Raw genomic sequence first — 24,784 nt, forward strand, 5'->3', positions numbered from 1 at the left:
GGACATATCTGCCGGTGGTGGCGCGCCGCCGCGGTTAACCGCGAATTTTCCACTTCCGTTTGAGAACCTCTTTGTCCTGGCTATCCAGCCACTGGTTCACTTTCTCCAGCAGCGCCGGGTTATCTTTACTCATCATATACACCTTGTTGCTGGCGGTACCGGCGAACGGCGTTTCGTTAGCAACGCAGAACACGCCGGGCTCTTTGCTCTGGTAATAGTCGCCTTCAATCAGATCGGTCACCATCATATCGGCCGTTTTCTGCCGCAGCGCCTGCAGGTTATCGACATTGTTCTGCACGCGAATAATTTGCGCCTGCTTGATGTGTTCATCGACAAAACTCTGGTTTGTGCCGCCAGGGTTGACGATCACTTTCACGTCCGGACGGTCAATTTTTTCCAGCGAACCGAGCCGCGGGGCGGCCTGGCAGTTGGCTAAGGCGATTTTTCCGTTCGCCACCACCGGATGGCTGAGGGCGAAGGCTTGCGCCCGCGCCGGGGTCTCGGTAACCCCACCCATCGCAATATCAAACTTGTCCGCCTGCAGATCGGCGGCGAGCGCGGGCCAGCTGGTGTAGACGAAGCTCACCTTGAGGCCGAGCGTGCGCCCGAGATCGCGGGCCATGTCCACGTCATAGCCCTGCAGTTCGCCGGCGGCATTGCGAAACGCCAGCGGCGCGTAATCGCCCGGCACGCCCACCTTCAGTTCACCGCTGTGCTCGATGGATTGCATATCGCGCGCCTGGGCGCCGCAGGTCATTATCGCCAGCGTCAGCGCCAGCCCCACCGTCAGTCTCATTTCGCCATCCTTAAAGTTATCGTTTTTCATGCCAGAGTGACCGGCCGCATCAGTCACAGTATCCGCAGTGCGAGCCAGGGCATTCATCCTATTTTTAAACACCGGGACATACAACCCGACGTGGGGCAAAACGTTAATTAATCCTCTTTCTCGCTGTGAGCTTGCTGGTTGTTTTGACTTTCAGTAAAATGCCCCGCAGCGCATTCATATTTTATTCTTGGCTATACGTTTAATATATTATTTATTATCGTTTATTTTACTTTTCTCTTATGCGTTAATAGTTGAATCTTAAATTATAACCTTCTGATTAATAAGTAAAAACACTTCATGCAACATCTTTCATTAGGATTTTTCTAATGATCCTGCTTATCATCTTATTTACTCCCTTCCTCTCCAGCAGTAATACTTGGTTACAGAAGCAGTGTATAAGGAAATACATTATGATTATTATCATTTCCGCCAATAAATTTTTTATTAACGGCATCCGGTCTCTGGTTAACATGACCATGAGTGCTCAACGTCGGTATAGTCAAACATTGTTTCTGGATAATATTTCTGACGTGAATGATAAAAGTCTAACCATAGCCAGAACCATTATCGTGGACTATAGCCACCCGGACATTCAACAATTAGCCGCACTGCTCTATCGTAAAAAAAAGATCATTCATGGCGATATCGTTTTTGTCGTTAAAAGTGAGATTCTTGCCGATCCAGTCGAAAACATTATCATAAACTCTATTTCGACGATCGTGCTTGATTATATAGATGTTACCCAACGACTGCAGAAATACTTACAGAATGCGTCTGATCACCGCTGTATTAAAGTGTTCAGAAAATCAATTAGCTCGCTGGACAGTCGTGTCAATATTAAACTTACGAAACAGGAGGACTCTCTTCTCCCCTATATCATCTCAGGTTTAAATAATAAGAAAATTGCTCAGGCCACCGACCTTAGCAATATGATGATCAGTCACTATCGGAGAAACATCTACCAGAAACTCAATGTCCGCAATATTGCAGGCCTGTATCATTTCCTCCACTCCCCGGAGGGGGGATAAGTTCTCTTTATGGCTATCACAACAACAGAGCTAACGGCTTATGCAGCGTCAATGAGTATGCCTGGCTATTAGCTTCCCAGGGTCACAACAGAAGGAATTGGCTATGAAAATGAAATCACTTTGCCTGGCAATGGTACTCGTCGGCTTGACCTCACACTATGCCGCCGCGGCGGACGGTACGCTGTATTTTTCAGGTACAATTGTCAACTCAACTTGCAAACTGGCAAGCGGCAATGAGAAGGGTCTCATTGAAGTTAAGATGGGCGCTGTTCCGCTGTCTAAATTAAAAAATGATACCAATGGCACCGGGCCAGAAGTTGGGGTCAATATTAGCGTCAAAGATTGTGAAGCGGGCACGTACTATATTGTGCTCGACGGTGCTTCAGCCAACGAGGCGCCTATCACTAACGTACTGGCTCTCGATGCGGGTAATCCTACAGCTAAAAAAGTCGGCATTAAGCTAACCGACCGCAATAATACCCCGGTCACGCTCGATAAACCTTTCGATCCCAACGTCGACCCGCGTATTACGGTCAATGCCGATGGCACCGGTACCTTCAACCTGAAAGCCTATTACTATACCTGGGATAAAGACAACGCCGAAGCTGGCGACGGCAATGCGACCGCCAAGTTTACCATTATACAGCAATAACGCCTGGCCAGGGACGGCACGACGCGGATAAGGGGTAAGATATGAAAACGCTGCTGGCAGTGATCATAGGCGCTTTGGCTTTTCAGACCCAGGCGGCCATTACCATCGATGCCTCACGGGTTATTTATTCGGGCAAAGATAAATCGGCCAGTCTGAAAATTAACAACCGAAGCAGCAAAAACTATATCGTCCAGACCTGGCTTGATACGGGTCCGGAGACCCCCAGCAGCGGCTTACCCATTGTGGCAACGCCGCCCCTGGTCAAATTACGCCCCGAGCAATCGGCACAACTGCGCTTTATTTACTCAGGAACCGGTCTTCCTGCCGACAGGGAAAGTCTGTTTTGGGTTAATATTCAGGAGGTCCCTCCTGCGCCTGAGGAAAATAACATCCTGCAGTTCGCAATTCGCACTCGATTAAAACTATTTTATCGCCCGCAAGGAATTGCCACATCGCTGCCCAAAGCCGTTGAAAATCTGCAGTGGCAGCAAAGCGCTAACACGTTATCTTTTACTAACAACAGTCCACTGCATATTACGGTTATTAATGCCGAGGCGATCGACAACAAAGGCAAAATCTATCCTCTGAAAAACTTTATGTTGCTGCCGTACAGTCACCACGCTGTCAATATCGCCAGCATGCAGCGCTTGCATAAAATGAAATATATTAATGATTACGGCGCCGTTGTTGATATTCCAATAAAAAAATAAACGTCGCACCTCTTTAGGGAGATAGAGTGATGGACGATAGTAAATTACGCTATTTTGCCAGCGCATGGTTAATCTCCATCACGTTACCGGCAGACAGTGCGGAACGCTATAATGCCCAGTTTGTGAACGGTATCGACCCGCTGGCTTTTAATCAGTTTGTCGCCAGCGATGGCGACGTCATGCCGGGCACCTATGACGTTAATATTTACATTAACGATCTGCTGGTGGACAGTCGCCCCGTTCGCTTCTCAGAGGATAGCGCACACGGCGGGTTGGCCCCCTGCCTGAGCGCGGCGGAATATATCCGCTATGGAGTAAAGATTGACGATGACCACCAGCCCTGTTTCGCGCTGTCGCAGACGATCCGCCAGGCAGAGCAACAGCTGGATATCGCTAATCATCGGCTGATCATTCATATCCCTCAGCAATATATTGAGCACTATCCCCGTGACTATGTTTCCCCCATGCGCTTTGATGAAGGTATTAACGCTGCTTTCGTCAACTACAGCTATTCTACCGATGCCAATAATGGCGACGGGGGCAGCCACCAGTATCAATATCTTTCGCTAAACAGCGGGATCAATATTGCATCGTGGCGATTGCGCAATAATGCCTACTGGAATAAGTTCAGCGGCCAGGCGGATAAGTGGCAAAGCATCGCCAGTTGGGCGGAAACGAACATCATTCCCTGGCGCAGCCGGCTTGTCGTCGGCCAGACCAGTACCGACAACAGCGTCTTCGATAGCGTCCAGTTTCGCGGCGTACAGCTTGGCACCGATGCCGAAATGCGCCCCAGCAGCCAGACCGGCTTCGCGCCGGTCATTCGCGGTGTGGCCAACAGCAATGCCCGGGTGGAAGTTCGGCAGAACAACTATCTGATTTACAGCGAGAACGTCCCAGCCGGTCCCTTTGAGCTAAATGATATCAGCGCCGTTAACCGCAGCGGTGATTTCTACGTAACCGTCATTGAAGCCGACGGTAGCCAGACGACCTTTACTGTCGCCTACACCACCCTGCCACAGCTGGTGCGGGCAGGCCAATGGAATTATCAGTTGTCGGCGGGTAAGTATCATGACGGCGCTGACGGCTATGCCCCCGCCCTGATGCAAAGCTCGCTCTCTTATGGCCTGAATAATACCTTCACACTGTACGGTGGCGCCCTTGCAGCGGAGAACTATCGCGCCGGCGCCTTTGGCGTCGGTAGCAATCTGGGGGAGATTGGCGCCCTCTCAGCCGACTATACGCTGGCGGGAACGACGCTGGCGAATGGCCAGCGCAAGCAGGGAGGGAGCGTGCGTTTTCTGTATGCTAAATCCTTTTTGTCGAGCAAGACCGACTTTCAAATCGCGGGCTACCGTTACTCAACCGCAGGTTATTATAGCCTCAGCGATGCGGTTAACGAGCGTCGACGCTGGCACAATGGCCTGTACGAAAATGATTACTGGCCCTCTGACGAAGACGAAAGCTGGCAGGCAAGCGCTCCCCAACACTATTACACGTCCTGGTTTTATAATAAAAAGCATCGCTTTGATATTTCTGCCCGGCAAACTCTCGGTAAGAACAGCGCTTTCTTCCTTAACTTCAGCCAGCAAAATTACTGGAATAGCTCAGGAAGCGATATCTCGCTGCAGGCGGGCTTTAACAGCACTATCCATAACGTGAACTATGGTCTGTACTATCAGAATACGCGTAGCCACTTCACCATGACGACAATAGCATCACACTGCGCGTTTCCATCCCTTTTACTCTGCAAGAAGATCGCCGGATCAATACCGCATTTACCCTCGCCCACAGTAAATCGTCTGGCACGTCCGGGCAGGCTGGGGTAAACGGCACGCTGCTCGATGATGGTCGCCTGAGCTGGGCCGTCACCAGCGCCTATGATGACACCAGCCATAGCACCAACAGCGCCAGCCTGGGTTATCTCGGCCAGTACGGTAATCTGTATACCGGCTACGCCTACAGCAAAAGCCATCGTCAGGCGAGTCTGAATCTGAGCGGCGGCGTGGTGGCGCACCGCGGCGGCGTTACCCTCTCGCAACCGCTGGGCTCAACCTTTGCGCTAGTGGAGGCCAAAGACGCTCAGGGGGTAGGGATAGAGAATCAGACCGGCGTGCGCATCGATCCCTTCGGCTACGCTGTCGTACCACAAAGCGTTCCCTATCGGGTCAATTCTGTCGCGCTCAACCCTCAGGACTTCGATGCCTTTCTTGATGTCCCTAACGCAGTGGCGGATACCGTGCCTACCCGCGGGGCAATTACCCGGGTGCGCTTTGATACGTTCCGGGGATATAGCGTGCTGATCCATACCACCCTCGCCGACGGCAGCTATCCACCATTGGGCGCACAGCTCTATCGCGCCAGTGGGATCAGCAATGGTCTGGTCGGCCCGGGAGGAGAAGTTTACGTCAGCGGAGTCGATTCAGGCGAAAAGCTGCAGATGAAATGGGGCGAAACGCACCAGCAAAGCTGCGAAATCACCCTGCCCGAACTGCGCCAGGAGCCTCAGCAGGCGACGGCCTGGCGTGAATTATCCTTAATCTGCACAGTAACCCCCTCGAGGTAATTATGCGCCGACTTAGCGATACGTTATTTCTGACATGGCTTTCCGTTCTGTTCATGCTGAGCGCCTTCCCGGCGCAGGCGCTGACCTGCAAGACCACCTCGTCCACGATCAGCGAAGTCGTGAATATCGAGAGCATCATTAAAGTCTCCAGCAGCGAGCTTATTGCCAATAAAAAGATATGGGTCTCCAGCCCTATTACCGCCACCTTCAGTTGCGAAGATACCGATAATTTTCCGAACGGTGAAAGCGCCTATTTCTGGCTGGATCCGGAAAATAAAGCCAGCAGCTTGCCCGACTTTATCCAGGTAGGCATTACTTACAACGGCATCGACTATCTGCTACAAAATAAAAAATCGGTGGAGATTGGCCCGGCGACGCTGTGTGATAAAAGCGGGAATACCTGTAAGTCCCCGGCCATTGGGCAGACATTCAGCCTGGTTTACCAGGTCTATATCATCTCGACGGGCCGCAGAGTGACCGGGGAAGGTAAAATAGACGATAACCTAAAATTGTCGCTTTTTCAGGTAGATGGCCAAGGCGGTCTACGCAACGGCACCGCTGGCGCCAACTATAATCTTTTCATTACCGGCCTGAACCGTATCAGAACAATGGCCTGCGTCCCCACGGTATCTATTTCGCCAAGCGAAATTAACTTTGGCGATATTCCTGCCGGTAACGCCCGACCGGGCTACTATGAAAAAACACGCCCCTTTACCGTCACCTATGGTCTGGTCAAGCAGGGTAACGGCAGTGATTGCGGGACCGAACCTATGCTTGCTACGTTTAGCACCACTAATACGATACAGGAGAGCGCCATTATTTTGCCGCAGCCGGACAGCGGCTTCGGCATTGCCATCTCGCCAAACGCCAGCATGCATCCCCTTATTGAGATGAATGCTCCGATTCACTTTAAGCTGGCAACGGGCGCGACCCTCGCGAGCACCTATACGGCGGGGCTGCTCTGGTTGTCGAGAACGCCGAAGCTGGGGCCTTTTTCCGCGACCGCCAAAATCACCGTGACCTTTGAATAACGCCGCCCCAGGCTAGTTATACTCCAGGGCGAAAGTCACCATGCTGTTGGCCGTACCGGCTCCCACCGTGGCGTCAGTCTGCACATACTGGGCGTTGAAATTGATCGCCTCGGCGGTACCGGCGCTGGCGCCGGTCACCCTTTTCAGGATCGGCAAGTTGCTGGCCTCATTGATCTTAACGCTGGTGCCGTCGGGCACTGCCGCACCGGGGTTATTGCCGTAGGTCAGCTTCACGCCGACGCCGCTGGCGCTGTTGCTGGCCTGGCTCAGGGCCAGGGTATCGCTCTCCACGCTGACGCCGAAAAAGCCGATGCGCACGTCGGTCGGCGTCGGACAGAAGACCGGAATCGAAAAGCGCTTCGCCTGGCCGCCGGTAGTCCCTTTGCCATGAAACTCCCCCCGGTTAACCGTACCCAGACTGACCTGGATCGTCGATGTCGCTACCTGGCAGCTGCCGCTGCTGCCAATGTCCACATTCAGGGCGGCGATATCGATGCTGACCGGCGCGCTGGCGACAAAGCTGGCGCTTGCGCTGGTCTGCTGTTCAATGGTCATCTCCCCCACCTGCGGCAGCGGCGGCGAGTTGGTATGCGTCCCGTCCGCCAGTTGCACCGTTCCGGTTTTATAGAAGGTTACCGCAATCCTCACCGTGGTTTGCTGCTGCGTCATCAGCGCCGGGAGCGTCGCACTGTCGCATACCACCACCGACTCGCCGCCGGCGGAGTGGCTGCCATCGATGGCACGCATCGGGCCGCCGGCGCACTGGAAGCTGAGGGCGTAACCAATGCCGTCGATAGCGCTGGGGTAGACATGCTGTCCGTTAATCACCATCGGCGAGCCGCCGGTTTTCAGCTGTTTATAGACGATGCGTTTGGCGCTCGCCGTCGGCAGCTGCAGGTCGCAGGAAAAAGGGATCCCGCTGCCGTTATCCGCCATCGCGCTGGTCATCTGGGTATTGACCGGCAGCGTGGGTAAATACTTGATATTAGGAATATTGACCGTGGTCTGGCCGATATTTGCGCGGCAGGTTTCAGCCCGCACGCCGGGAAGATAGGCGCTCAGCCCCAGCAGAAAGAGGAAAGGAAGTAGACGAAAAACAGATTTCATAGCCGCCTCAGCGTGTCTGGCACAGTCCGGAGACGGTTTTCACCGTATTCAGACTCTGCTGTGGGTTATCCGGAAGATGAAAATGCAGCGTGCAGCTCTGCGACTGGTTGTTGACGTTCCAACTCACCGCCAGGGTTCCCTCCTGCGGCACACCGCTGAGATACACCTGGCCGCCGTCGGCCACCATGCCGCCCGGCGGATTGCCGCTCTCCTCCTCCTCGACCAGCCGCGCACTGGCGCCAAACGGTAGCGGCCCCTGGGCATTGCGCAGGGTAAACAGCACCCGGTTGCCAATGTGGGTCTGGTAGTTGGCCATCACCACCGCGCCGCCGCCGGGGATCACGGTCTGCCCCTGCTGGTCGACGTCGGTGTCGTCGGCCATCGACTCCGTATCGAGGGTAATGACATTTTTCCGGTAGGCGGTCAGAGAGGGCACCACGGCATAGCCGCGCCAGTCGGTGTGCACATTGTTGCCGTTTTGCACCGCCACGCCGGCGGCCCCCGGCGCCCGGACGATGGCGAAGCTCTCACCCACCGTCTGGCCGAAGGTGACGCCGTGCGGATGCGCGACCACCGAGCCGGCGCCTCCCCAGGTCAACTGGTTGCTGGCGGAGTCATGGCGATAGCCGATCTGGGCGTTGCCGAAGCCGCCGTGGTAGTCCAGGGAGGCGCTGCTGTTGCTGCCTCGTCCCTGGTTGCCATAACCTTGCTGAACCGAGTAGAACAGATTTGGCCGCGTCGGCACCGCGCCATACAGCGACATCTGCTGCGAGGTATAGCCATTGCTGTCCGAGGTGGTGTTGTAGCTCACCGCGCTGTCGGACAGCGGACCACCCAGCGGAATATTGATATTGAATGACCAGGAGCGGTCATTTTTTTGCTGGCCGCTGGTGCGGGTGTAGTAATAGCCCACGCCCCAGGAGATCCCTTTCCAGGCGCTGTAGAACCCAAGGTGCACCGTCTCATCCCGACTCTGCCGATGCCAGTACTCCTGCGACCAGGCGGAAACCGCCAGACTGCCCAGGCCACCAAGGCTTTGCGACACCGACAGCTCTTCCCGGCGACGCCGGTTGTCTACTTGCCCCTGGGCGCTTTCAAGGGCGCTGGCTTCGGCAAAATCGTAATAGCCGCTTGACGAGTAGCGATAGCTGGCGAGGCTGAACGCAGTGCCCGAGCTGACAAAATTTTTCTGATACTGAGCGCGCAGCGAATGGCCCGTATAGCGCTTGCCCGACGGCGTACGGGTGACGGCCTGGGTGACATCCCCTCCCAGCGATCCGAACTCGCCAAAACCGCGGCCCAGGCCCAGCGCCCACGCCTGATAGTCCCGGGCCAGCTGCGTACCACCGTAGAGGGTGAATCCCGCCGTCAAACCGTAGAACAAAGTGCCCTGCAGAAATTCCGGCGAGCGCACCGACTCCCCCCCGGAGTGGTAGCGGCCGGCGCTGAGACTGAATTTGCCGCGCCCTTCGCGCAGCATATATGGCACCGCGGAATAGGGCTGGGTAAAGGTACGCACCGCGCCATTGCTCTCGGTCACCTTCACCTCCAGATCGCCGCTCTGCGAGGTGGGGTAGAGATCGCTGATGGCGAACGCCCCCGGCGACACAAAGGTCTCGTAGATCACATACCCGTGCTGAGAGACGGTCACTTTAGCATTGCTGTGCGCCACGCCACGAATGGTGGGGGCAAAGCCGCGCTGGCTGTCCGGGAGCATTTCATCGTCAGACATCAGCTGGACGCCGCGAAACTGTATGCTGTCAAACACATCGCCGGTGGTATAGGTATCGCCGATCCGCAGCAAGCTCTTCAGCGAGCGGACATCGCGCTGCAGCCAGGTGCTCTGGGTATCCCAGTGCCGGCGCTGCTGGTCATACTGCATTGAGGAGATGTTGCGCAGTCGCCAGGCGCCCAGGTTGAGGCCGCTGCGTAAATTGAGATAGTTTGAGCGGCTGCTCTCCCCTTCGTCGGCGTTCTTTATTTGCGCGCCGGAAAAATAGTAATCGACAAACGCGGCCGGCACGCCATCGTCCCAGCGCGACGGATCGACATAGCCGCGGCTTTGCACGTTCATCGCCGCCTGGGGAATACTCAGCGTCAGGCGCTGGTTAGCGAAGCTGAACCGACTGCTGGCGTCGGGAATAAACTTCTCGATCCGGGTGAAGGTTTCGCCTTCATGCAGCGCTTGAAAGGCGGGAAACGCACTGACGTTGACGCCATACTCCGCCAGCTGACCGGGCGTCAGCACCGGGCGCAGCTGCCCGCCATCGTCAACAAACGTGATATCAGCCTGACCCAGCTCCTGGTCATTAACCACCACGGTGACAGGATAAGTCCCCGGCTGCTGGCCGCCGGGTTTGGCGAAGTAGTGCAGATCGGAGGTTTGCTGCTGCGGGTCAGCAAACTCCAGCGCCGCCGGGTCAAAATAGTCGTCGGCCATCGCCCGGCTCAACGGACTGAGACAAAACATCATCGTCGGCACCGTCGCCAGCGCCACCGCCCGCCCGGCGGTAACGGGCAACAAGGCATACTCCCGCACCCTGGCTGTTGTTATTCTTTTCATGCTGGCGCCGTCCGGTAAGCTCATCAAAAAGGGGAATTACTGCTGGGCGAAATCGCTGACGCCGCCGTAGTCGTTAATCGCCCGCCATTTGACGGTGCCGTGCCCGCTCACCGGCCACGTTTTCTCGCCGAAGGGAGCCACCATGCCGGGATCGTCGATGCTTTGCCCGCCCACCTCGACGGCGTAAAAAGAGACGAAGTAGGGAGTGGGATTTATCACCGTCAGCCGACCGCCGGACTGGCTAAACTTCAGCTGCTGCCAGGCCTTTGCCGGGTCGCCCGCCAGGTCGTTGGGGCGATAGAAGATTTTGAATTTCGATTTAATATTCACCTGCAGCTTATTCACCTCGCCCTGAGGCGTCGGGGCGATACTTTTGACGTTCAGCCAGAAGACCGATTCACGGTCGCGGGGCAGCGAGGCGCCAATAAAGTTAATCCGCAGAACGTTATTTTGCTCCGGATCGAGACGGAACAAGGGCGGCGTTACAATGAAGGGCACCCTGGCCTTATCGTTTTCCGCGTAATTTTCCACCCACGACTGCACCAGATAGGGCGTATGGGTATCGGCATTGGTGACTGAAATAGCGGCTTCACGCTTCCCTTCCTGATAAATCACACGGGTTCCACCCATGACAATACCGGCCTGCGCTGCCGTGGTGCACAGCAGAAAAGCCGCAACGGCAATTATTTTCTTCATCATGACTTACCATCAGGTAAAAGTTGAACAGACAACAAAATAAAGCAGTGAATAACAGAGCCAGTACTCGACGGGATAATTAGCAAAAACAACTATACCGTCACGAATATATTTCGTGACTTCATGACAATTAACACTTTAGCTATCTGTAATTAATCAAGACGCAGTGGGCTGACTCTGAATAACGCGCAATTAGATCAGTTATAAATCATATTGAAATTAGCTGTACCGTCGGCTTTACCTGCCGTCACGGTCGCCGCGGTGGAGATATAGTCGGCGTAAAACTCGAGGTCGGCAGAGCCGGTGCCGCCGCTGGTACCCGGAGTGACCGTCTGTTTGGCTGACGTTTTACCGAGGCTGACAGCCGTCGACCGATCGTGCTCATACAGCTTAATCGCTACGCCGCTGGCGCCGCCGTTGATGGCCAGCAGGGAGTTATCAGACTGATCGCGCGCGCCGTCAAACAGCACGGCGACCGTAGTCACGCTGGCCGGGCAATCTTTCACTTTGATATGGAAGGGGGTTTTGGTGGTTTCAAAACCAGTGCCGGTAAAATAGTTGCTGGCCCATTTGCCCAGATCAACCTTCTGGCCATTAGAACTACTATCGACGTTGCAAGAGCTGTCGGTGATTGACCCATTGAAGATGACCTGCCCGCCGGCGCCTTCCGAACTGGTGCCCGAGTCAGGATTGATAGTGTTGGCCGCGGTAGCCTGCAAGGCTACGCCAGAAAGCAGCGCTCCTATGAGGATGGTTATAAAGCGAGGTTGTTTTTTCATTATTTATCTCATCGTTAACGAACATATTTTCCATCATCGACAATAGCCCTAAAGCTATCGCGAAACGGCTCGTCAGCTCCTCCCTGTAAATGTACGTTGCGTTCCTTCCGCAGGATATTAGGCACATCCCCCTCTACTCTGCCTTATTTCGCCAATAGATGGCCATGAATAACAAACAGAAGAAAAAAGAGTTATTTTGATGTGCGAAATAAATATATTACCCGAAGTATCAAAAGGCAACCCGGGGAGATGTTAACTATAAGTTAATAGCTATGTTCGCCATATATTTAATTTTTGAAATGGCTTTTCAATGTTAATTTACATATCTATACAAAAGAAATTCAAATACCTTTAAACAACAACAGATCAATTCAATTAACAAATTTAAAGACAATTGTTCAAAAATTCGTCTTGTTTTATTGTGCGCTCGTCAGAGCGTACACAAAAATTAGGAATTTTCCTGGTATTAATATTCATAATTTCTACACAAACGACGCCAGGGTGCGCCACCTCCACCCGCTAATCCCTTATTATGAAAGTGTTTTTATTTTCAAGTGAAAGCCAATACATAAGTGACATAAATACATGGGCGCTGCCGCCGGCAAAATAACCACCCTCTTCGAATGGTTATTTTGAAGTTAAAAAAATCCGCAACCCCAATGGATTGCGGACTGAGGATCGGTCAGAAATGAGATGGACTTCAGAACAGGCCCAGCGGCGCGGTGCCGTAGCTCACCAGCAGGTTTTTGGTTTGCTGATAGGCATCCAGCGCCATCTTGTGCGTTTCCCGCCCGACGCCGGACTGTTTATAGCCGCCGAACGCCGCATGCGCCGGGTAGACATGATAGCAGTTGGTCCACACGCGACCGGCTTTAATGCCGCGACCCATGCGATAGGCGAGGTTGGTATCCCGCGTCCACACCCCGGCGCCGAGACCAAACTGGGTCTCATTGGCGATAGCCAGCGCTTCCGCTTCGTCCTTAAAGGTGGTCACCCCGATCACCGGCCCAAAGATCTCCTCCTGGAAGGAGCGCATATCGTTGCGACCTTTAATCAGCGTGGGCTGAATATAAAAACCATTATTCAGCGCCGGCGCGATAGCCGCCCGCTCGCCTCCGGTCAGAATTTGCCCACCCTCTTCCCGGGCAATCTGAATATAGGAGAGGATCTTGTCGAACTGCTGGCGGGAAGCCTGAGCGCCGATCATGGTGTCGGTATCTAGCGGATCGCCGCGGCGGATCTGCGCCACCTTCTCCATGACCCGTGCCATAAAGGGCTCATAGATGGATTCATGGATCAGCGCCCGCGACGGGCAGGTACAGACCTCACCCTGGTTGAAGAAGCCGAGCACCAGCCCCTCCACCGCCTTCTCAATAAATTCCTCTTCTCCGTCCATCACGTCGGCGAAGTAGATGTTGGGCGATTTCCCCCCCAGCTCGACGGTGCAGGGGATAATATTTTCCGCCGCGCAGGCGAGAATATGCCGCCCGACCGGCGTGGAGCCGGTAAACGCCAGCTTGGCGATACGCTTGCTGGTGGCCAGCGCCTCGCCCGCCTCTTTGCCGAAACCCTGCACCACGTTAAGCACCCCGGCCGGGAACAGATCGCCGATCAGCTCCAGCAGCAGGGTAATGCTTAGCGGCGTCTGTTCCGCCGGTTTGAGCACCACGCAGTTCCCCGCCGCCAGGGCCGGGGCCAGCTTCCACGCGGCCATCAGCAGCGGGAAGTTCCACGGGATAATCTGCCCGACCACCCCCAGCGGTTCATGGAAATGATAGGCCACCGTGGTTTCGTCAATCTCGGCGGTGCTTCCCTCCTGAGCGCGCAGGCAGCCGGCGAAGTAGCGAAAATGATCCACCGCCAGCGGCAGGTCGGCATTCAGGGTTTCGCGGATCGGTTTCCCATTGTCCCAGCTCTCCGCCACCGCCAGATATTCCAGATGCTGTTCAATACGATCGGCGACCTGCAGCAGCAGCCTGGAGCGCTGTTGCACTGAGGTTTTACCCCACGCCGGCGCCGCGCGATGGGCAGCGTCGAGGGCGAAGTCAATGTCTCTGGCATCCGAGCGGGGAAACTGCGCAATGTTGCTGCCGTCGACCGGCGAAGTATTCATAAAGAATTCACCGCTCAGCGGCTCGACAAATCTACCGTCAATAAAGTTGCCGTAAGCCGATTTAAATGAAACCACGGCGCCGGGCTGGCCAGGATGTGCATAACGCATCGCAAATCTCCTTCTGTAGGGTTGAGACGCAGCGGCATATTGATTTTTTAAATTTGCCGCCGAACGCTTCTCACTGTGCAGGGGTTATGCCAGTTTTTTATTTTCTTTAAATATTTTTATTTATTAATACGTTGCCTTCACTAACCGAGCAGATGGTCAGCCATCTGTCGCACGGGTTTCCACTTATGTGTTGCAAATCGCAACACCAAATAAACCAAATGGCTACAATATTGCAACACAGCAACATCGACCCAGAGGTGCCCTGTGGCAGGCAATCCCTTTCTTCTCGCACCAGAGGTTAATGCGAATCCCCTGCTGAGCGATTCGTGGTCTCGCTGCCAGCGCTACGGGCTGGATCCCGCCACCGAGGATTTTCCCCGCCTCGGCGCCGGCGAGCTGGCGGACCGGCTCGCCAGCCACCGCGGCCTGCAGCAGCTGGCGCAGCCGGTGGTGGAAGCCCTGTCGCGCCAGGTCGCAGACCTGCAGTCGGTGGTGATCCTTTCCGACCCCGACGGCCTGGTGCTGCATACTCTCGGCGATACCCAGGCGCTGCAAAAGGCCCAGCGCGTGGCGCTGGCTCCCGGCAATCTGTGGAGTGAAAGCGGGCGCGGGACCAACGCCATCGGCACCGCGCTGGCGATTGACGATGGCTGCGAGATCGATGGCCGTCAGCACTTTCTTACCCGCAACCAGAATCTGTACTGCGCGGCAATGCCGCTCCAGCGACCGGACGGAAGCATCGCCGGGGTGCTGGATATCTCCGGCCCGGCGAATTTTCCCCACCAGCACACCTTTGGCTGGGTAAAAGCGGCGGCAAAGCAAATTGAATATCTGTGGGTGAAACAGAGTCTGCATCCTGAGCAGTGGCTGATGAGCCTGCACCGGCAGGTGGACAAACTCGACAGCGTCGAGGAGCTGCTGCTGGTCTTTTCCGACAACGTCCTCACCGCCGGCAACCGGCTGGCGATGCGCGAGTTCGGCCTGAGCGCGGCGCAGTTTGGCCAGCTCACCTTTGCCTCGCTTTTTCCGACGCTGACGCAAACGGCGGTCAGCGTCCCGCTGCCGCTGACCACGCCGCAGGGCCGCTACCACTATCGCCTGCGGGAGCCCACCCGCCGCCGGGTGGCGGTAAGCGCCCCGCCGGCCATGCATCTCCCCTTTACCAGCCCGCGCGAAGGCGAAAAGCTGCTGCGGCTGCTCAACGCCGGCATCGCGCTCTGTATTGAGGGGGAAACCGGCAGCGGCAAAGAGTATGTCAGCCGCACGCTGCATCAGCACAGCCGCTGGCGCAGTGGCAAATTTGTCGCCATCAACTGCGCGGCCATCCCGGAATCGCTGATCGAATCCGAGCTCTTCGGCTACCAGCCGGGGGCGTTTACCGGCGCCAGCAAAAATGGCTATATCGGTAAAATCCGCGAGGCTGACGGCGGGGTGCTGTTTCTTGATGAGATCGGCGATATGCCGCTGGCGCTGCAGACCCGCCTCCTGCGCGTCCTGCAGGAGAAAGAGGTCGCTCCGCTGGGCGCCAGCCGCAGCGTGCCGGTGAATTTCGCCTTGATCTGCGCCACCCACCGCAACCTGACCCAGCGGGTCAGCGCCGGAGAATTCCGTGAAGATCTGCTGTGGCGTCTGCGGGAATACGCCCTGGCGCTGCCTCCGCTGCGCGAGTGGCCGGCGCTGGAAACCTTTATCGCCACCCTGTGGCACGACCTGGGCGGTGCTTCACGCCGGGTGACGCTTTCAAACGCGCTGCTGGTTCACCTCAGCCAGCTGCCGTGGCCGGGAAACGTACGCCAGCTGCAGAGCGTCCTGAAGGTAATGCTGGCTCTCGCCGATGAGGGCGACACGCTGACGCCCGACGCGCTGCCGGAGGCGTATCGCGCCGCGCCTGCGCCGTTGCCGCGCGGGGGATTGCAGGCCCATGATGAGCAGTTGATTGTCGATACCCTGGCCAGGGTCAACGGCAACGTCAGCCGGGCGGCGCAGATACTGGGTATCGCCCGCAGCACGTTGTACCGCCGTGCCGCCCGTGCCGGACGGCCTCGTCGCTGAGGCTACGGCGTAAAGCGCGCCGGTAGCTTGCACGCTGTCGGAAAACCTCCGCCGCCATAGATGGCGGTTATTTCTCTCTGCGCTAACCAGGTGTTGCGGTAAGAGGCAGCCCTTCCCGCAGGGCATCGATCGCCGCCCGCGTTTTTTGCGGCAGCCACGGCCCCTCCGGCCATACCGCGTGGATGGCGAAACGCACCTGAGCGCTGGGCGCCAACACCTGCTGCAATGTCCCATCGGCAAGCGCCTGCGCCACCAGCCAGTCCGGCAGCCAGGCGATGCCCATCCCCTGCTGCACTGCCGCCGCGATGGCGGCAAAATCATCCTGTATCAGCCACGTCTGCGGACTGAAGCGCACTTCGCCCTGCTGCGGGTCATACAGTTGCCATTTTTGTAGCTGGCCGTTGTGCAGATAGCCGAGGGTACGGTGCTCGTTCAACCCGGCAATAGTCTGCGGCGCTGGCTGCTGGCGCAGGTACTCCGCCGCCGCGCACAGCACCATGCCGTGCTCTCCCAGCGCCCGGGCCCGCAGCGACCCGGTATCGGCCAGGCTCCCGATACGCACCGCAAGATCAAACCCCTCCTCCAGCAGATTGACCTGCCGGTCGCTGTAGTGGAGCTCGAGCTTCAGTAACGGATAGCGCTGGCTGAGGCGGAACAGCAGCGGTGCCACGCAGCGCTGGCCAAACAGCACCGGCAGCGACACCCGCAGCCGCCCCTGCACCTCATCTTTGCCGCGCTGCAGCGTCTCTTCGGCCTCGCGGATGCGCTCCAGCGCTTCCCGGCACTGGAGATAGAATTGCTCCCCCTCTTCCGTCAGCAGTTGCCGTCGGGTGGTACGCTGGAATAACGCCACGCCGAGACGCGCTTCCAGCCGGGCAATGGTTTTTCCCACCGCCGAACGCGTCACATGGAGGATCGCCGCCGCGCTGGCAAAGTTGCCGCTCTCGACCACGGTGACAAATACCGGGATCGCATTCAGATCGTCGCGCACAGATTGGTTCCTTACGGGATACAATATGGAAAAATAATGTCACTCCTGAGACAAAAAAGACAGTGTTAGTCTTTGCTTCTATCTTTCATTTGAGGCACTCATCATGGCTAACGTTCTGGTTTTAAAATCCAGCATTAATGGCGAAACATCCCTGACCAATCAGTTGATTAACGAATTTCTCGCGGCGCGCCAGGCGGCGGGACACGGCGATCGGCTCACCGAACACGATCTCAGCGCCATGGCGCTGCCAACGCTGGATCGCCCCCTGTTCGCCGCCCTGCGCGGGGCAGTGGATCCGCAGCCTGCTATCCGCGAGGCGGTCGCCCTCTCCGACCAGCTTATCGCCGAGTTAAAGGCCAGCGACCTGCTGGTGATTGGCGCGCCGATGTATAACCTCAACGTCCCGACCGATCTAAAAAAATGGTTCGACCTCGTGGCGCGGGCGCGGGAAACCTTTCGCTACACCGAGAGCTGGCCGCAGGGGCTGGTGGAGGGCGTCCGGGCGGTGGTCGTCAGCAGCCGCGGCGGTATTCACCAGGGAGAAACTACCGACGCCGTCACGCCCTATCTGCGCGCGGTACTGGGGCTGATGGGGATCCAGGAGGTGGAATTTATCTATGCCGAAGGGCTGGACAATCGCCCGCATGGTCGCGACGCCGGGATCGCCAGCGCCCGGGCGCAGATTGCCCGGCTCGCCGTTCCGGCCTGAGTCGTGGAGAAATTGTGCTGGCGCTGGCGGCCTTTTTATTTTAGAGTTATCTAAATTTAGACAAAGCTAAAATAAATGACCACACCTGAAGACCTGCAGGCCCGCGCCGGAGAAGCCGCCGCGCTGATGAAAGCGATGAGCAATCCTCACCGATTGCTGATCCTGTGCATGCTGTGCGATGCGCCCAGGGCCAGCGCCGGCGAACTCGCCCGGGCTACAGGGCTGAGCCCCTCCGCCACCTCGCAACACCTCGCGCGGATGCGTGACGAGGGGCTGATCGACAGCGAGCGCGACGCCCAGCGTATCCACTATTTCATCACCCACCCTGCGGTACAGCAGGTGATCAATACGCTGAAAACGCTCTATTGCCCGTGAGGATCCTATGACCATCGCCACCTTAACTCCCGCCGAGGCCCAGGCGCAGATTGCCCAGGGCGCCAGACTGATTGATATCCGCGATGCGGATGAATATGCGCGCGAACATATCCCCGATGCCGAGCTGGTGCCGCTCGCCACTCTGACCAGCGGTGCGCCCCTCAATGCCCGGGCCGGAGAGACGGTCATCTTTCACTGCCAGGCGGGTTCCCGGACGCAGAATAATGCGATTCGTCTGGCCGCGGCCGCCGCGCCGGCGCAGGCCTGCCTGCTGGCAGGAGGAATTCAGGCGTGGAAAGCCGCGGGGTTGCCGGTAGTGGAAGATTCATCACAGCCGCTGCCGCTGATGCGCCAGGTGCAAATTGCCGCTGGCACCCTGATTTTACTGGGGGTGCTGCTGGGCTATACCGTTAACGGCGGCTTTTTCCTGCTCAGCGGCGCGGTCGGCGCCGGGCTCACCTTCGCCGGCGTAACCGGCTTTTGCGGCATGGCGCGTCTGCTGGCGACCATGCCGTGGAACCGGCGCCAGGGGGTTAAAACGCGCTCCAGATAAGCCAGGCAATGCCGCCGAAGAGCAGCCATTTGACGATGTAATAGACCGTCTTATTCCATTTTTTCAACCGCTTACCAACAATACGGATCTGGTAAATATAGCGAAACGCCCGGTTAATCCCGCCGGTGCGATCGCCGATATCGTTGGGCGCCGAAGCGGCGCTCATCAGATGGCGTCCCAGCCAGTGGTTAACTTTCTGCGCCCAGCGGTAGCGCATCGGCCGTTCAATATCGCAGAACAGAATCAGGCGATTCTCACCACTGGTATTTTCCGCATAGTGGATATAGGTCTCGTCAAACAGCACGCCTTCTCCATCGCGCCAACTGTAACGCTGGCCATCCACCTCGATAAAGCAGCGGTCATCGTTCGGCGTTGCCAGGCCCAGATGAAAGCGTAGCGAGCCGGCGTAGGGGTCACGATGGCGCGGCAGACGGCTACCGTCCGGCAGAGTGGCAAACATGGCCGCTTTCACCGACGGGATATCGCGCAGCAGCGCGGTAGTTTGCGGACAGAGCTGGCTGGCGGAAGGATGGGCATCCTCATACCATTTCAGATAAAAGCGTTTCCAGCCGGTTTTGAAAAATGAGTTAAACCCGGCATCGTTATATTTATCGGCCGCTTTAATCTGCTCCAGCTGCTGAAGGTGGAGACCTTCGTCGCGAATAACCTGCCAGTTTTGCTGCAATATCGCCAGCTCGGGAAACATCTCCGGCCGCAGATAAGGCGTATTCGGCACGCGGGAAAATAAATACATAAATCCATTCAGCGGCGCGGTAAATGTGGAATGGTCGGAGAGCTGCCGCCAGAAACGATAGCGCACCCGTCCGCGGTAATGGACATACAGTACAGCAATAACAATGATCAACAGAATGATATACTTCATGGTGTCTTTCCTGACCTGATTGGTGGTAACCCTACCCTCGCCGTCCCCCTTTCTCAGCAGCGGTATGGCGCCAGCAAAACATTAACAATGTTAATACATATAACTCCAAATTGTTTTAACAAAAAACAGCACGCCCGGTGTTCAGTGAGCGGGCGTTGAGCTATGGTTTAGGTTTATCCATGGTGTTAACAGTGAGGAGTGAATTATGTTTGCTGTCGGCGATCTGGTACAACCCCGAGCGGGCGGACCAAAACTGAAAGTGGTGGAAGTGCAAGGGGAGCAACTGGTGGTGGTTCAGGCCGCACAGGAGCAGGGAGAGCGCTATTCGCTGAAGTCGGACGAGGTCACGCCGTATCAGGAAGAGGGAGACTTCGGCGTCTGCTAAAGCCCCTCGCTTAAAGTCGTAAGGCCAGGCCGGTGGGTCTCTCACCACCGGGCTGGCGCTGGCCCGAAGGCGTTAAATTAAAAAGCTATCCAGCGATTTACCCTGGGCGACAGCCTCGGCAATCGGCTTCGGCATTCTTCCCTGTCCGGTCCAGGTTTTCTCTGCGCCAGTATGATCGGTATAACGATATTTCGCCGGGCGCGGTTGACGCTTTTTGCCTCCCGCCTTTGGCGGCTGAATATCGGCCACCAGCTCGTCAGGAGAAATACCGTCGGCGCGCATCAGCTCAAGCCAGGTATTCACTTTCTCCTGATATTCAGCCTGCTGCTGAGCTGCCTGCTGCTGTTGCGTACGTTTTTCTTCAGTGACGATCCTGAGTTTTTCCAGCATCTCTTCAAGCACGTCAATGGAGAATTCACGGGACAGGGCACGCAGTGAACGGATATTATTCAGTTTGTGTAACATTGAAGACATAAAATTAAAAAATTCCAAATAGCAAATTAAAAGATACAACGCGGCAAGTGTAATAGAAACGTTTATTTATTTCCAGCCTTCGGTTGTCCAGATAAATATATAAGGTGGATATTAGCGGTTATCCCCTGGAACTATATTGGCAAATACCTGAGCCTTTTTCATAAGCACAGGCAAAAAAGAGAATGAATAAATAAAAAAGGCAGAATGACGGGAAAAACCACCGTTCTCGCCAGGAATATTAGCTTTATGGTCAGCGGGTTACCTGCTGTTCATACGTGGCCGCACTGATACATACCTTTGGCCACAGTGAATAGTTAATCAGAAAATGGGAATAAAACAACAATTCGCAATTCAGAGTTTTTCACCATAAAAACGCGACTTACGGCATAAAAAATCCTAAAAGAGAGCGGAATCACACACTCGCGTGATGTTGCGCCATGGTTGGCTATCAGGCGCCGTTCCCTCGGCCAGTCTCGATTTCGCAATCAAGAGTAACACATTGATAAATATTGATATTTGCAAAAACAGGAATAAAAGTAGCGTAACGAACAAAAAACAAACCAGCGCAGAGTATTTTATCGACAAAAAGGCGATAAATAAAAATTTATAGCTAGTTGCCACTTTTAATGCAGAGATATACTCTACGCACATCAAAACAGGCAGCCAAAAAACGCTATACCAACGCGCATTTTTCGGCGTTAATGACTTCATTTTCGAGGAGCACTCCGATGTTCTCTGCGCACTCCCGCTTGCGGCATGCGGTTGCAGACACCTTTGCGATGGTGGTTTACTGCACCGTCGTCAACATGATGATCGAAATTTTTCTCTCTGGTATGACGTTTGAGCAGTCGTTATCGTCGCGTCTGGTGGCGATCCCGGTCAACATTATTATTGCCGTACCCTATGGGATTTATCGCGATTTCGCCATGCGTCAGGCCCGGCGCATCAGCCCGGCCAGGTGGATGAAAAATATGGCCGACGTGCTGGCCTACGTCACCTTTCAGTCGCCGGTGTATGTCGCTATTCTGTGGAGCGTGGGTGCTGACTGGCACCAGATTGTCGCCGCGGTGAGCTCGAACCTGGCGGTATCGATGATGATGGGCGCCGCCTACGGCTACTTCCTCGACTATTGCCGCCGCCTGTTCCGCGTGGCGCCCTATCAGCAGGCGAAGGCCTGACCAACGCGTTAGCAGCGACTGGCTCTGCCAGTCGCCTCTTCCCGCCAGCCCGCCTCGCCTGGATCCTTAAATGCCTATCGCCGTATTAATTCGTCGACATTGCCGGCTGGGCTTCGCCAAATAGCCCATTCAGAAAACGCTCAAGCGCCATGCGTGAGCTAAATCCATGCGGAATACCATAATGTTGTTGCGCATCCCCGGCTAAATACAGCGGAAACTGTTCATAATGATCACAGGTCTTGATATCTGAAGCCGGTTCGGCCAGCATATTGCTGCGCTCTTTTAACGCCGGATGAATAACTAACGCTGTTCGCCCCATGCGCGCTTCGCGGTTCACATAAACATAATTATCGCCGCGGCGATAGCCGTACGCTTTTTGCGTCACAACATCCATGGTGAAGCCGGCTTTTTCAAGAACACGCGCCACCTCATCGGGTCTTAAATACATACTGATTCCTCGTTATCTTTTACCGCACATTGACCTTACCTTATTCATTAAGGACAGTGCTTTCGGAAAATTCCAGAAACCACGACAGTAAGCATAATTCAAAATCTTGTCCTACACTTACTCACTCGATGGAATTAAGGGAGATAACGATGGCTAACCATGTGAACCGCAACAATTTTGACGAGAACGCTGAAGATATTCATAACGATGTCAGCCAATTAGCGGATACGCTGGAAGAGGTGCTGAAATCATGGGGCAGTGACGCCAAAGAGGAAGCGGAAGCGGCGCGTGTCAAAGCGCAGTCGCTGTTAAAAGAGACTCGTGCCCGCCTTAATGGCCACAACCGGGTGCAGCAGGCGGCGCTGGATGCGCGCCAGGCAGCGTGCGATGCGCTGGGCTGTGCCGATACCTACGTGCGCAATAAACCGTGGCACAGTGTGGGCGCCGCCGCCGCCGTCGGGGTATTTATTGGCGTATTGCTCAATTTACGTCGATAATAGCTTAAGCGTCGGCTGCCGCCGCGCGATTGGCGCGCGGTAGCCCGCGAGCTTTACGGAAGGCAATGAAGATAACAAATACGCGTCAGCCCCTGCGCGCCTCTGGCCGCAGGGGTTTTTCTGCTTCCCCGACTTAAGCGCCATCAAATCGCGATCGCCTCTCTCAGCCGTCGGGCAAGTCCGTCAGCCATCGCCGGCGAACGTATATTGGTAAAACTCATCAGTAATCCCCCCTCGCCCGCGTGGCGAATCCGCCAGTCGCTCAGCGCCTGCACCGCCAGCCCGGCCACAACCGCCCGCCGCGCGAGCAGCCGATCGTCGCCGCTGACCGACATAACCAGTTGAATTCCCCCCAGCTGCGGCGTGACCTGAATGCAGAGCCGACTCCAGCCACTGTCTACGCTGGCTATAGCTGGCACGCATTTTCTTCAAATGACGCCAAAAATGTCCCTGCTGGATAAAATCCGCCAGCGTCTGCTGCCACAGGGTGGGAACGGTGCAGGACTGGCGCTCCGCGGTCTGGTGAAAACGCGCCACCAGCGGGGTCGGCACCACCAGCCAGGCGGTGCGCAGCGCCGGGAACATCGACTTACTGAAGGTGCCCGCGTAGATGACCCTCTGCGGCGCATCAAGGCTTTTCAGCGGCGGCAGCGGTTTGCCGTGATAGCGAAACTCGCTATCGTAATCGTCCTCAATGATCCACGCGTCGCGCTCCGCGGCCCACGCCAGCAGCTGGCGGCGTCGGGGAAGCGACAGCGCGACCCCCAGCGGACTCTGATGGGCTGGTGTGAGCAGGGCAAATCGCGCCTGCGGGTGATGACGCTGGCCCCAGCCGACGTCCATCCCTTCGTCGTCCACGGGAATCGCATCCACCGCCAGCTGCCCAGCCTCGACGACCGGCCGGATAAAGGGATACCCCGGATCTTCCATCCACATATGCTGTCCCGGCTGCGCCAGGGTACGCAGGATAAGGTTCATGGAGGCGGCATAGCTGCCGGTGATCAACACCTGATCCGGCTGACAGTCGATACTACGCGACAGGCGTAGATAATCGACGATAGCCTGGCGCAGAAGCGGATCGCCGCCGGGATCGCCGGGTGCAAGATCGAACCGCGACTGCGTCCGCAGCCGACGCCCCATCACCCGCGCCCACTGCCCGCGCGGAAAGAGATCCAGCGCCGGCAGCCCCATCTGAAACGGCAGCGGCTCCGTCGGCGCGGCCGGTTGCACTGGCGGTACCGGCGCCAGCTGGCGCGGGCTGAGCCGCTCGCTGACAAAGGTCCCCGCCTGCCCACGCCGCTCGAGCCATCCCTGGGCGACCAGCTCTCCCCAGGCGTTTTCGATGGTCGCCCGGGAGACGCCCTGCTCCTGAGCGTACACCCGGCTGGCGGGCAAACGGCTGCCCGGGGTCAGTTCGCCACGTTCAATCGCCGATTTCAACTGGCGGGCGATACGCTGATAAAGCGGGAGGTTAATTGCTTCCATTATGGTCTGCTTTTTTCATCAGAATATGGCTATCTTTTGCAGTCCATTATAGTGCTATTTTGGCTGCCGTCTTAGAGAGGAGAACACCATGAACCAATTACGTCAGCCATTCAGTGAACTGAGCCCGGAAGTCTATAAAGGGCTGGTACAGGCCAGCATCGCGCTGGAGAAAAGCGAGCTGGGCAACGCCCTGGTAGAGCTGGTTTATTTACGCGTCTCGCAGATCAACGGCTGCGCCTTCTGTCTTGAGAAACATAGCCAGGCGCTGCGCAAAGGCGGCATGGCGCAAAGCAAACTGGATGCCCTTGCGGGCTGGCGGGTAAGCGCCCACTTTACTCCGGCCGAACGCGCGGCGCTGGCTTGGGCCGAGTCGGTCACCGACATTGCCGCCGGCCATGCGGAAGATGAGGTTTACCAGCCGCTGCGCGAACATTTTACCCCGCGTCAGATAAGCGATCTGACCTTCGCCGTCAGTCTGATGAACGCCTTTAACCGCCTCGCCGTGGCCATGCGCCTGTAGTTCCGCACAGCCTCCCCCCTCCTCCGCCGATCTATCCCGGCGGGGGACTTGCTTG

Annotated in this window: 22 protein-coding genes and 2 pseudogenes; 13 read left to right on the forward strand and 11 right to left on the reverse strand. The window is 56.3% G+C overall.

Annotated features, from left to right (window positions below):
* Nucleotides 1-34 precede the first annotated feature (34 nt).
* Nucleotides 35-883 (reverse strand): transporter substrate-binding domain-containing protein, encoded by an 849-nt coding sequence (locus RRF55_RS07445; protein WP_002914253.1) that lies wholly within the window; start codon nt 881-883, stop codon nt 35-37.
* Nucleotides 884-1,236: 353 nt separating this feature from the next.
* Between RRF55_RS07445 and RRF55_RS07450 the strand changes: the two genes are divergently transcribed.
* The 5 genes and pseudogenes from RRF55_RS07450 (at nt 1,237) to RRF55_RS07470 (ending at nt 6,813) form a co-directional block, all read left to right on the forward strand.
* Nucleotides 1,237-1,854, forward strand: coding sequence for a LuxR C-terminal-related transcriptional regulator (locus tag RRF55_RS07450; RefSeq protein ID WP_064277374.1), 618 nt, complete (start codon nt 1,237-1,239; stop codon nt 1,852-1,854).
* A 103-nt stretch (nt 1,855-1,957) separates the two neighbouring features.
* A complete protein-coding gene (locus RRF55_RS07455; protein ID WP_064153094.1) occupies nt 1,958-2,506 on the forward strand; it encodes a fimbrial protein in 549 nt (182 codons plus the stop codon).
* Between the two features lie 41 nt (nt 2,507-2,547).
* Nucleotides 2,548-3,216 (forward strand): fimbrial biogenesis chaperone, encoded by a 669-nt coding sequence (locus RRF55_RS07460; RefSeq protein ID WP_009486158.1) that lies wholly within the window; start codon nt 2,548-2,550, stop codon nt 3,214-3,216.
* A gap of 29 nt (nt 3,217-3,245) precedes the next feature.
* Nucleotides 3,246-5,782 (forward strand): annotated as a pseudogene (locus tag RRF55_RS07465) (fimbria/pilus outer membrane usher protein).
* Nucleotides 5,783-5,784: 2 nt separating this feature from the next.
* Nucleotides 5,785-6,813, forward strand: a complete 1,029-nt coding sequence (locus tag RRF55_RS07470; protein ID WP_004212899.1) for a fimbrial protein — start codon at nt 5,785-5,787, stop codon at nt 6,811-6,813.
* Between the two features lie 12 nt (nt 6,814-6,825).
* On the opposite strand, the gene RRF55_RS07475 is transcribed toward RRF55_RS07470, so the two are convergent.
* From RRF55_RS07475 to exaC, 5 genes are all read right to left on the reverse strand, one after another.
* On the reverse strand, nt 6,826-7,920 hold the full coding sequence (locus RRF55_RS07475) for a fimbrial protein (RefSeq protein WP_004180974.1): 1,095 nt from the start codon (nt 7,918-7,920) through the stop codon (nt 6,826-6,828).
* 7 nt (nt 7,921-7,927) lie between these two features.
* The gene (locus RRF55_RS07480) at nt 7,928-10,483 is read right to left on the reverse strand and encodes a fimbria/pilus outer membrane usher protein (RefSeq protein ID WP_023282926.1); all 2,556 of its coding nucleotides are present in this window, start codon (nt 10,481-10,483) and stop codon (nt 7,928-7,930) included.
* Between the two features lie 36 nt (nt 10,484-10,519).
* Nucleotides 10,520-11,182: a fimbrial biogenesis chaperone gene (locus tag RRF55_RS07485; protein WP_004185341.1), complete on the reverse strand. Its 663-nt coding sequence runs from the start codon at nt 11,180-11,182 to the stop codon at nt 10,520-10,522.
* Nucleotides 11,183-11,376: 194 nt separating this feature from the next.
* Nucleotides 11,377-11,958, reverse strand: a complete 582-nt coding sequence (locus RRF55_RS07490) for a fimbrial protein (protein ID WP_004145710.1) — start codon at nt 11,956-11,958, stop codon at nt 11,377-11,379.
* A 700-nt stretch (nt 11,959-12,658) separates the two neighbouring features.
* The gene (gene exaC, locus RRF55_RS07495; RefSeq protein ID WP_130974839.1) at nt 12,659-14,179 is read right to left on the reverse strand and encodes an acetaldehyde dehydrogenase ExaC; all 1,521 of its coding nucleotides are present in this window, start codon (nt 14,177-14,179) and stop codon (nt 12,659-12,661) included.
* A gap of 264 nt (nt 14,180-14,443) precedes the next feature.
* On the opposite strand from exaC, the gene RRF55_RS07500 reads away from it, so the two are divergent.
* Nucleotides 14,444-16,231 carry a sigma-54-dependent Fis family transcriptional regulator gene (locus RRF55_RS07500; RefSeq protein ID WP_020316949.1) on the forward strand — a complete coding sequence of 596 codons (1,788 nt, stop codon included), beginning with the start codon at nt 14,444-14,446 and terminating at the stop codon, nt 16,229-16,231.
* An 82-nt stretch (nt 16,232-16,313) separates the two neighbouring features.
* Here the strand turns inward: RRF55_RS07500 and RRF55_RS07505 are convergent, their stop codons facing one another.
* On the reverse strand, nt 16,314-17,222 hold the full coding sequence (locus RRF55_RS07505; RefSeq protein ID WP_004145715.1) for a LysR family transcriptional regulator: 909 nt from the start codon (nt 17,220-17,222) through the stop codon (nt 16,314-16,316).
* Between the two features lie 103 nt (nt 17,223-17,325).
* On the opposite strand from RRF55_RS07505, the gene RRF55_RS07510 reads away from it, so the two are divergent.
* The 3 genes from RRF55_RS07510 to RRF55_RS07520 all read left to right on the forward strand — a co-directional run bounded on the left by RRF55_RS07510 (nt 17,326) and on the right by RRF55_RS07520 (nt 18,859).
* Nucleotides 17,326-17,931 (forward strand): FMN-dependent NADH-azoreductase, encoded by a 606-nt coding sequence (locus RRF55_RS07510; RefSeq protein WP_004212889.1) that lies wholly within the window; start codon nt 17,326-17,328, stop codon nt 17,929-17,931.
* Between the two features lie 75 nt (nt 17,932-18,006).
* A complete protein-coding gene (locus RRF55_RS07515; protein ID WP_002914277.1) occupies nt 18,007-18,306 on the forward strand; it encodes an ArsR/SmtB family transcription factor in 300 nt (99 codons plus the stop codon).
* A 7-nt stretch (nt 18,307-18,313) separates the two neighbouring features.
* Nucleotides 18,314-18,859 (forward strand): rhodanese family protein, encoded by a 546-nt coding sequence (locus RRF55_RS07520; RefSeq protein WP_004900029.1) that lies wholly within the window; start codon nt 18,314-18,316, stop codon nt 18,857-18,859.
* On the opposite strand, the gene lpxO is transcribed toward RRF55_RS07520, so the two are convergent.
* Nucleotides 18,840-19,742, reverse strand: a complete 903-nt coding sequence (lpxO, locus tag RRF55_RS07525; RefSeq protein WP_002914281.1) for a lipid A hydroxylase LpxO — start codon at nt 19,740-19,742, stop codon at nt 18,840-18,842. The two genes, RRF55_RS07520 and lpxO, sit on opposite strands and share 20 nt — an antisense overlap.
* Nucleotides 19,743-19,947: 205 nt before the next feature.
* On the opposite strand from lpxO, the gene RRF55_RS07530 reads away from it, so the two are divergent.
* On the forward strand, nt 19,948-20,127 hold the full coding sequence (locus RRF55_RS07530) for a hypothetical protein (protein WP_002914284.1): 180 nt from the start codon (nt 19,948-19,950) through the stop codon (nt 20,125-20,127).
* A 72-nt stretch (nt 20,128-20,199) separates the two neighbouring features.
* On the opposite strand, the gene stpA is transcribed toward RRF55_RS07530, so the two are convergent.
* Nucleotides 20,200-20,601 (reverse strand): DNA-binding protein StpA, encoded by a 402-nt coding sequence (stpA, locus tag RRF55_RS07535; RefSeq protein WP_002914287.1) that lies wholly within the window; start codon nt 20,599-20,601, stop codon nt 20,200-20,202.
* Nucleotides 20,602-21,329: 728 nt separating this feature from the next.
* On the opposite strand from stpA, the gene alaE reads away from it, so the two are divergent.
* Complete coding sequence (gene alaE / locus RRF55_RS07540) at nt 21,330-21,779, forward strand: L-alanine exporter AlaE (protein WP_002914289.1); 450 nt, start codon at nt 21,330-21,332, stop codon at nt 21,777-21,779.
* An 85-nt stretch (nt 21,780-21,864) separates the two neighbouring features.
* On the opposite strand, the gene RRF55_RS07545 is transcribed toward alaE, so the two are convergent.
* Nucleotides 21,865-22,227, reverse strand: coding sequence for a DUF2002 family protein (locus tag RRF55_RS07545; protein WP_002914291.1), 363 nt, complete (start codon nt 22,225-22,227; stop codon nt 21,865-21,867).
* Nucleotides 22,228-22,376: 149 nt separating this feature from the next.
* Between RRF55_RS07545 and RRF55_RS07550 the strand changes: the two genes are divergently transcribed.
* Nucleotides 22,377-22,724: a DUF883 domain-containing protein gene (locus RRF55_RS07550; RefSeq protein ID WP_002914293.1), complete on the forward strand. Its 348-nt coding sequence runs from the start codon at nt 22,377-22,379 to the stop codon at nt 22,722-22,724.
* 143 nt (nt 22,725-22,867) lie between these two features.
* Here RRF55_RS07550 and RRF55_RS07555 read toward each other — a convergent pair.
* A pseudogene (locus RRF55_RS07555) lies at nt 22,868-24,209 on the reverse strand (PLP-dependent aminotransferase family protein).
* 88 nt (nt 24,210-24,297) lie between these two features.
* Between RRF55_RS07555 and RRF55_RS07560 the strand changes: the two are divergent.
* On the forward strand, nt 24,298-24,729 hold the full coding sequence (locus RRF55_RS07560; protein WP_064153092.1) for a carboxymuconolactone decarboxylase family protein: 432 nt from the start codon (nt 24,298-24,300) through the stop codon (nt 24,727-24,729).
* Nucleotides 24,730-24,784: the final 55 nt, after the last annotated feature.

It is taken from the genome of Klebsiella sp. K47, assembly GCF_051858335.1.
Lineage (GTDB): Bacteria > Pseudomonadota > Gammaproteobacteria > Enterobacterales > Enterobacteriaceae > Klebsiella > Klebsiella pneumoniae.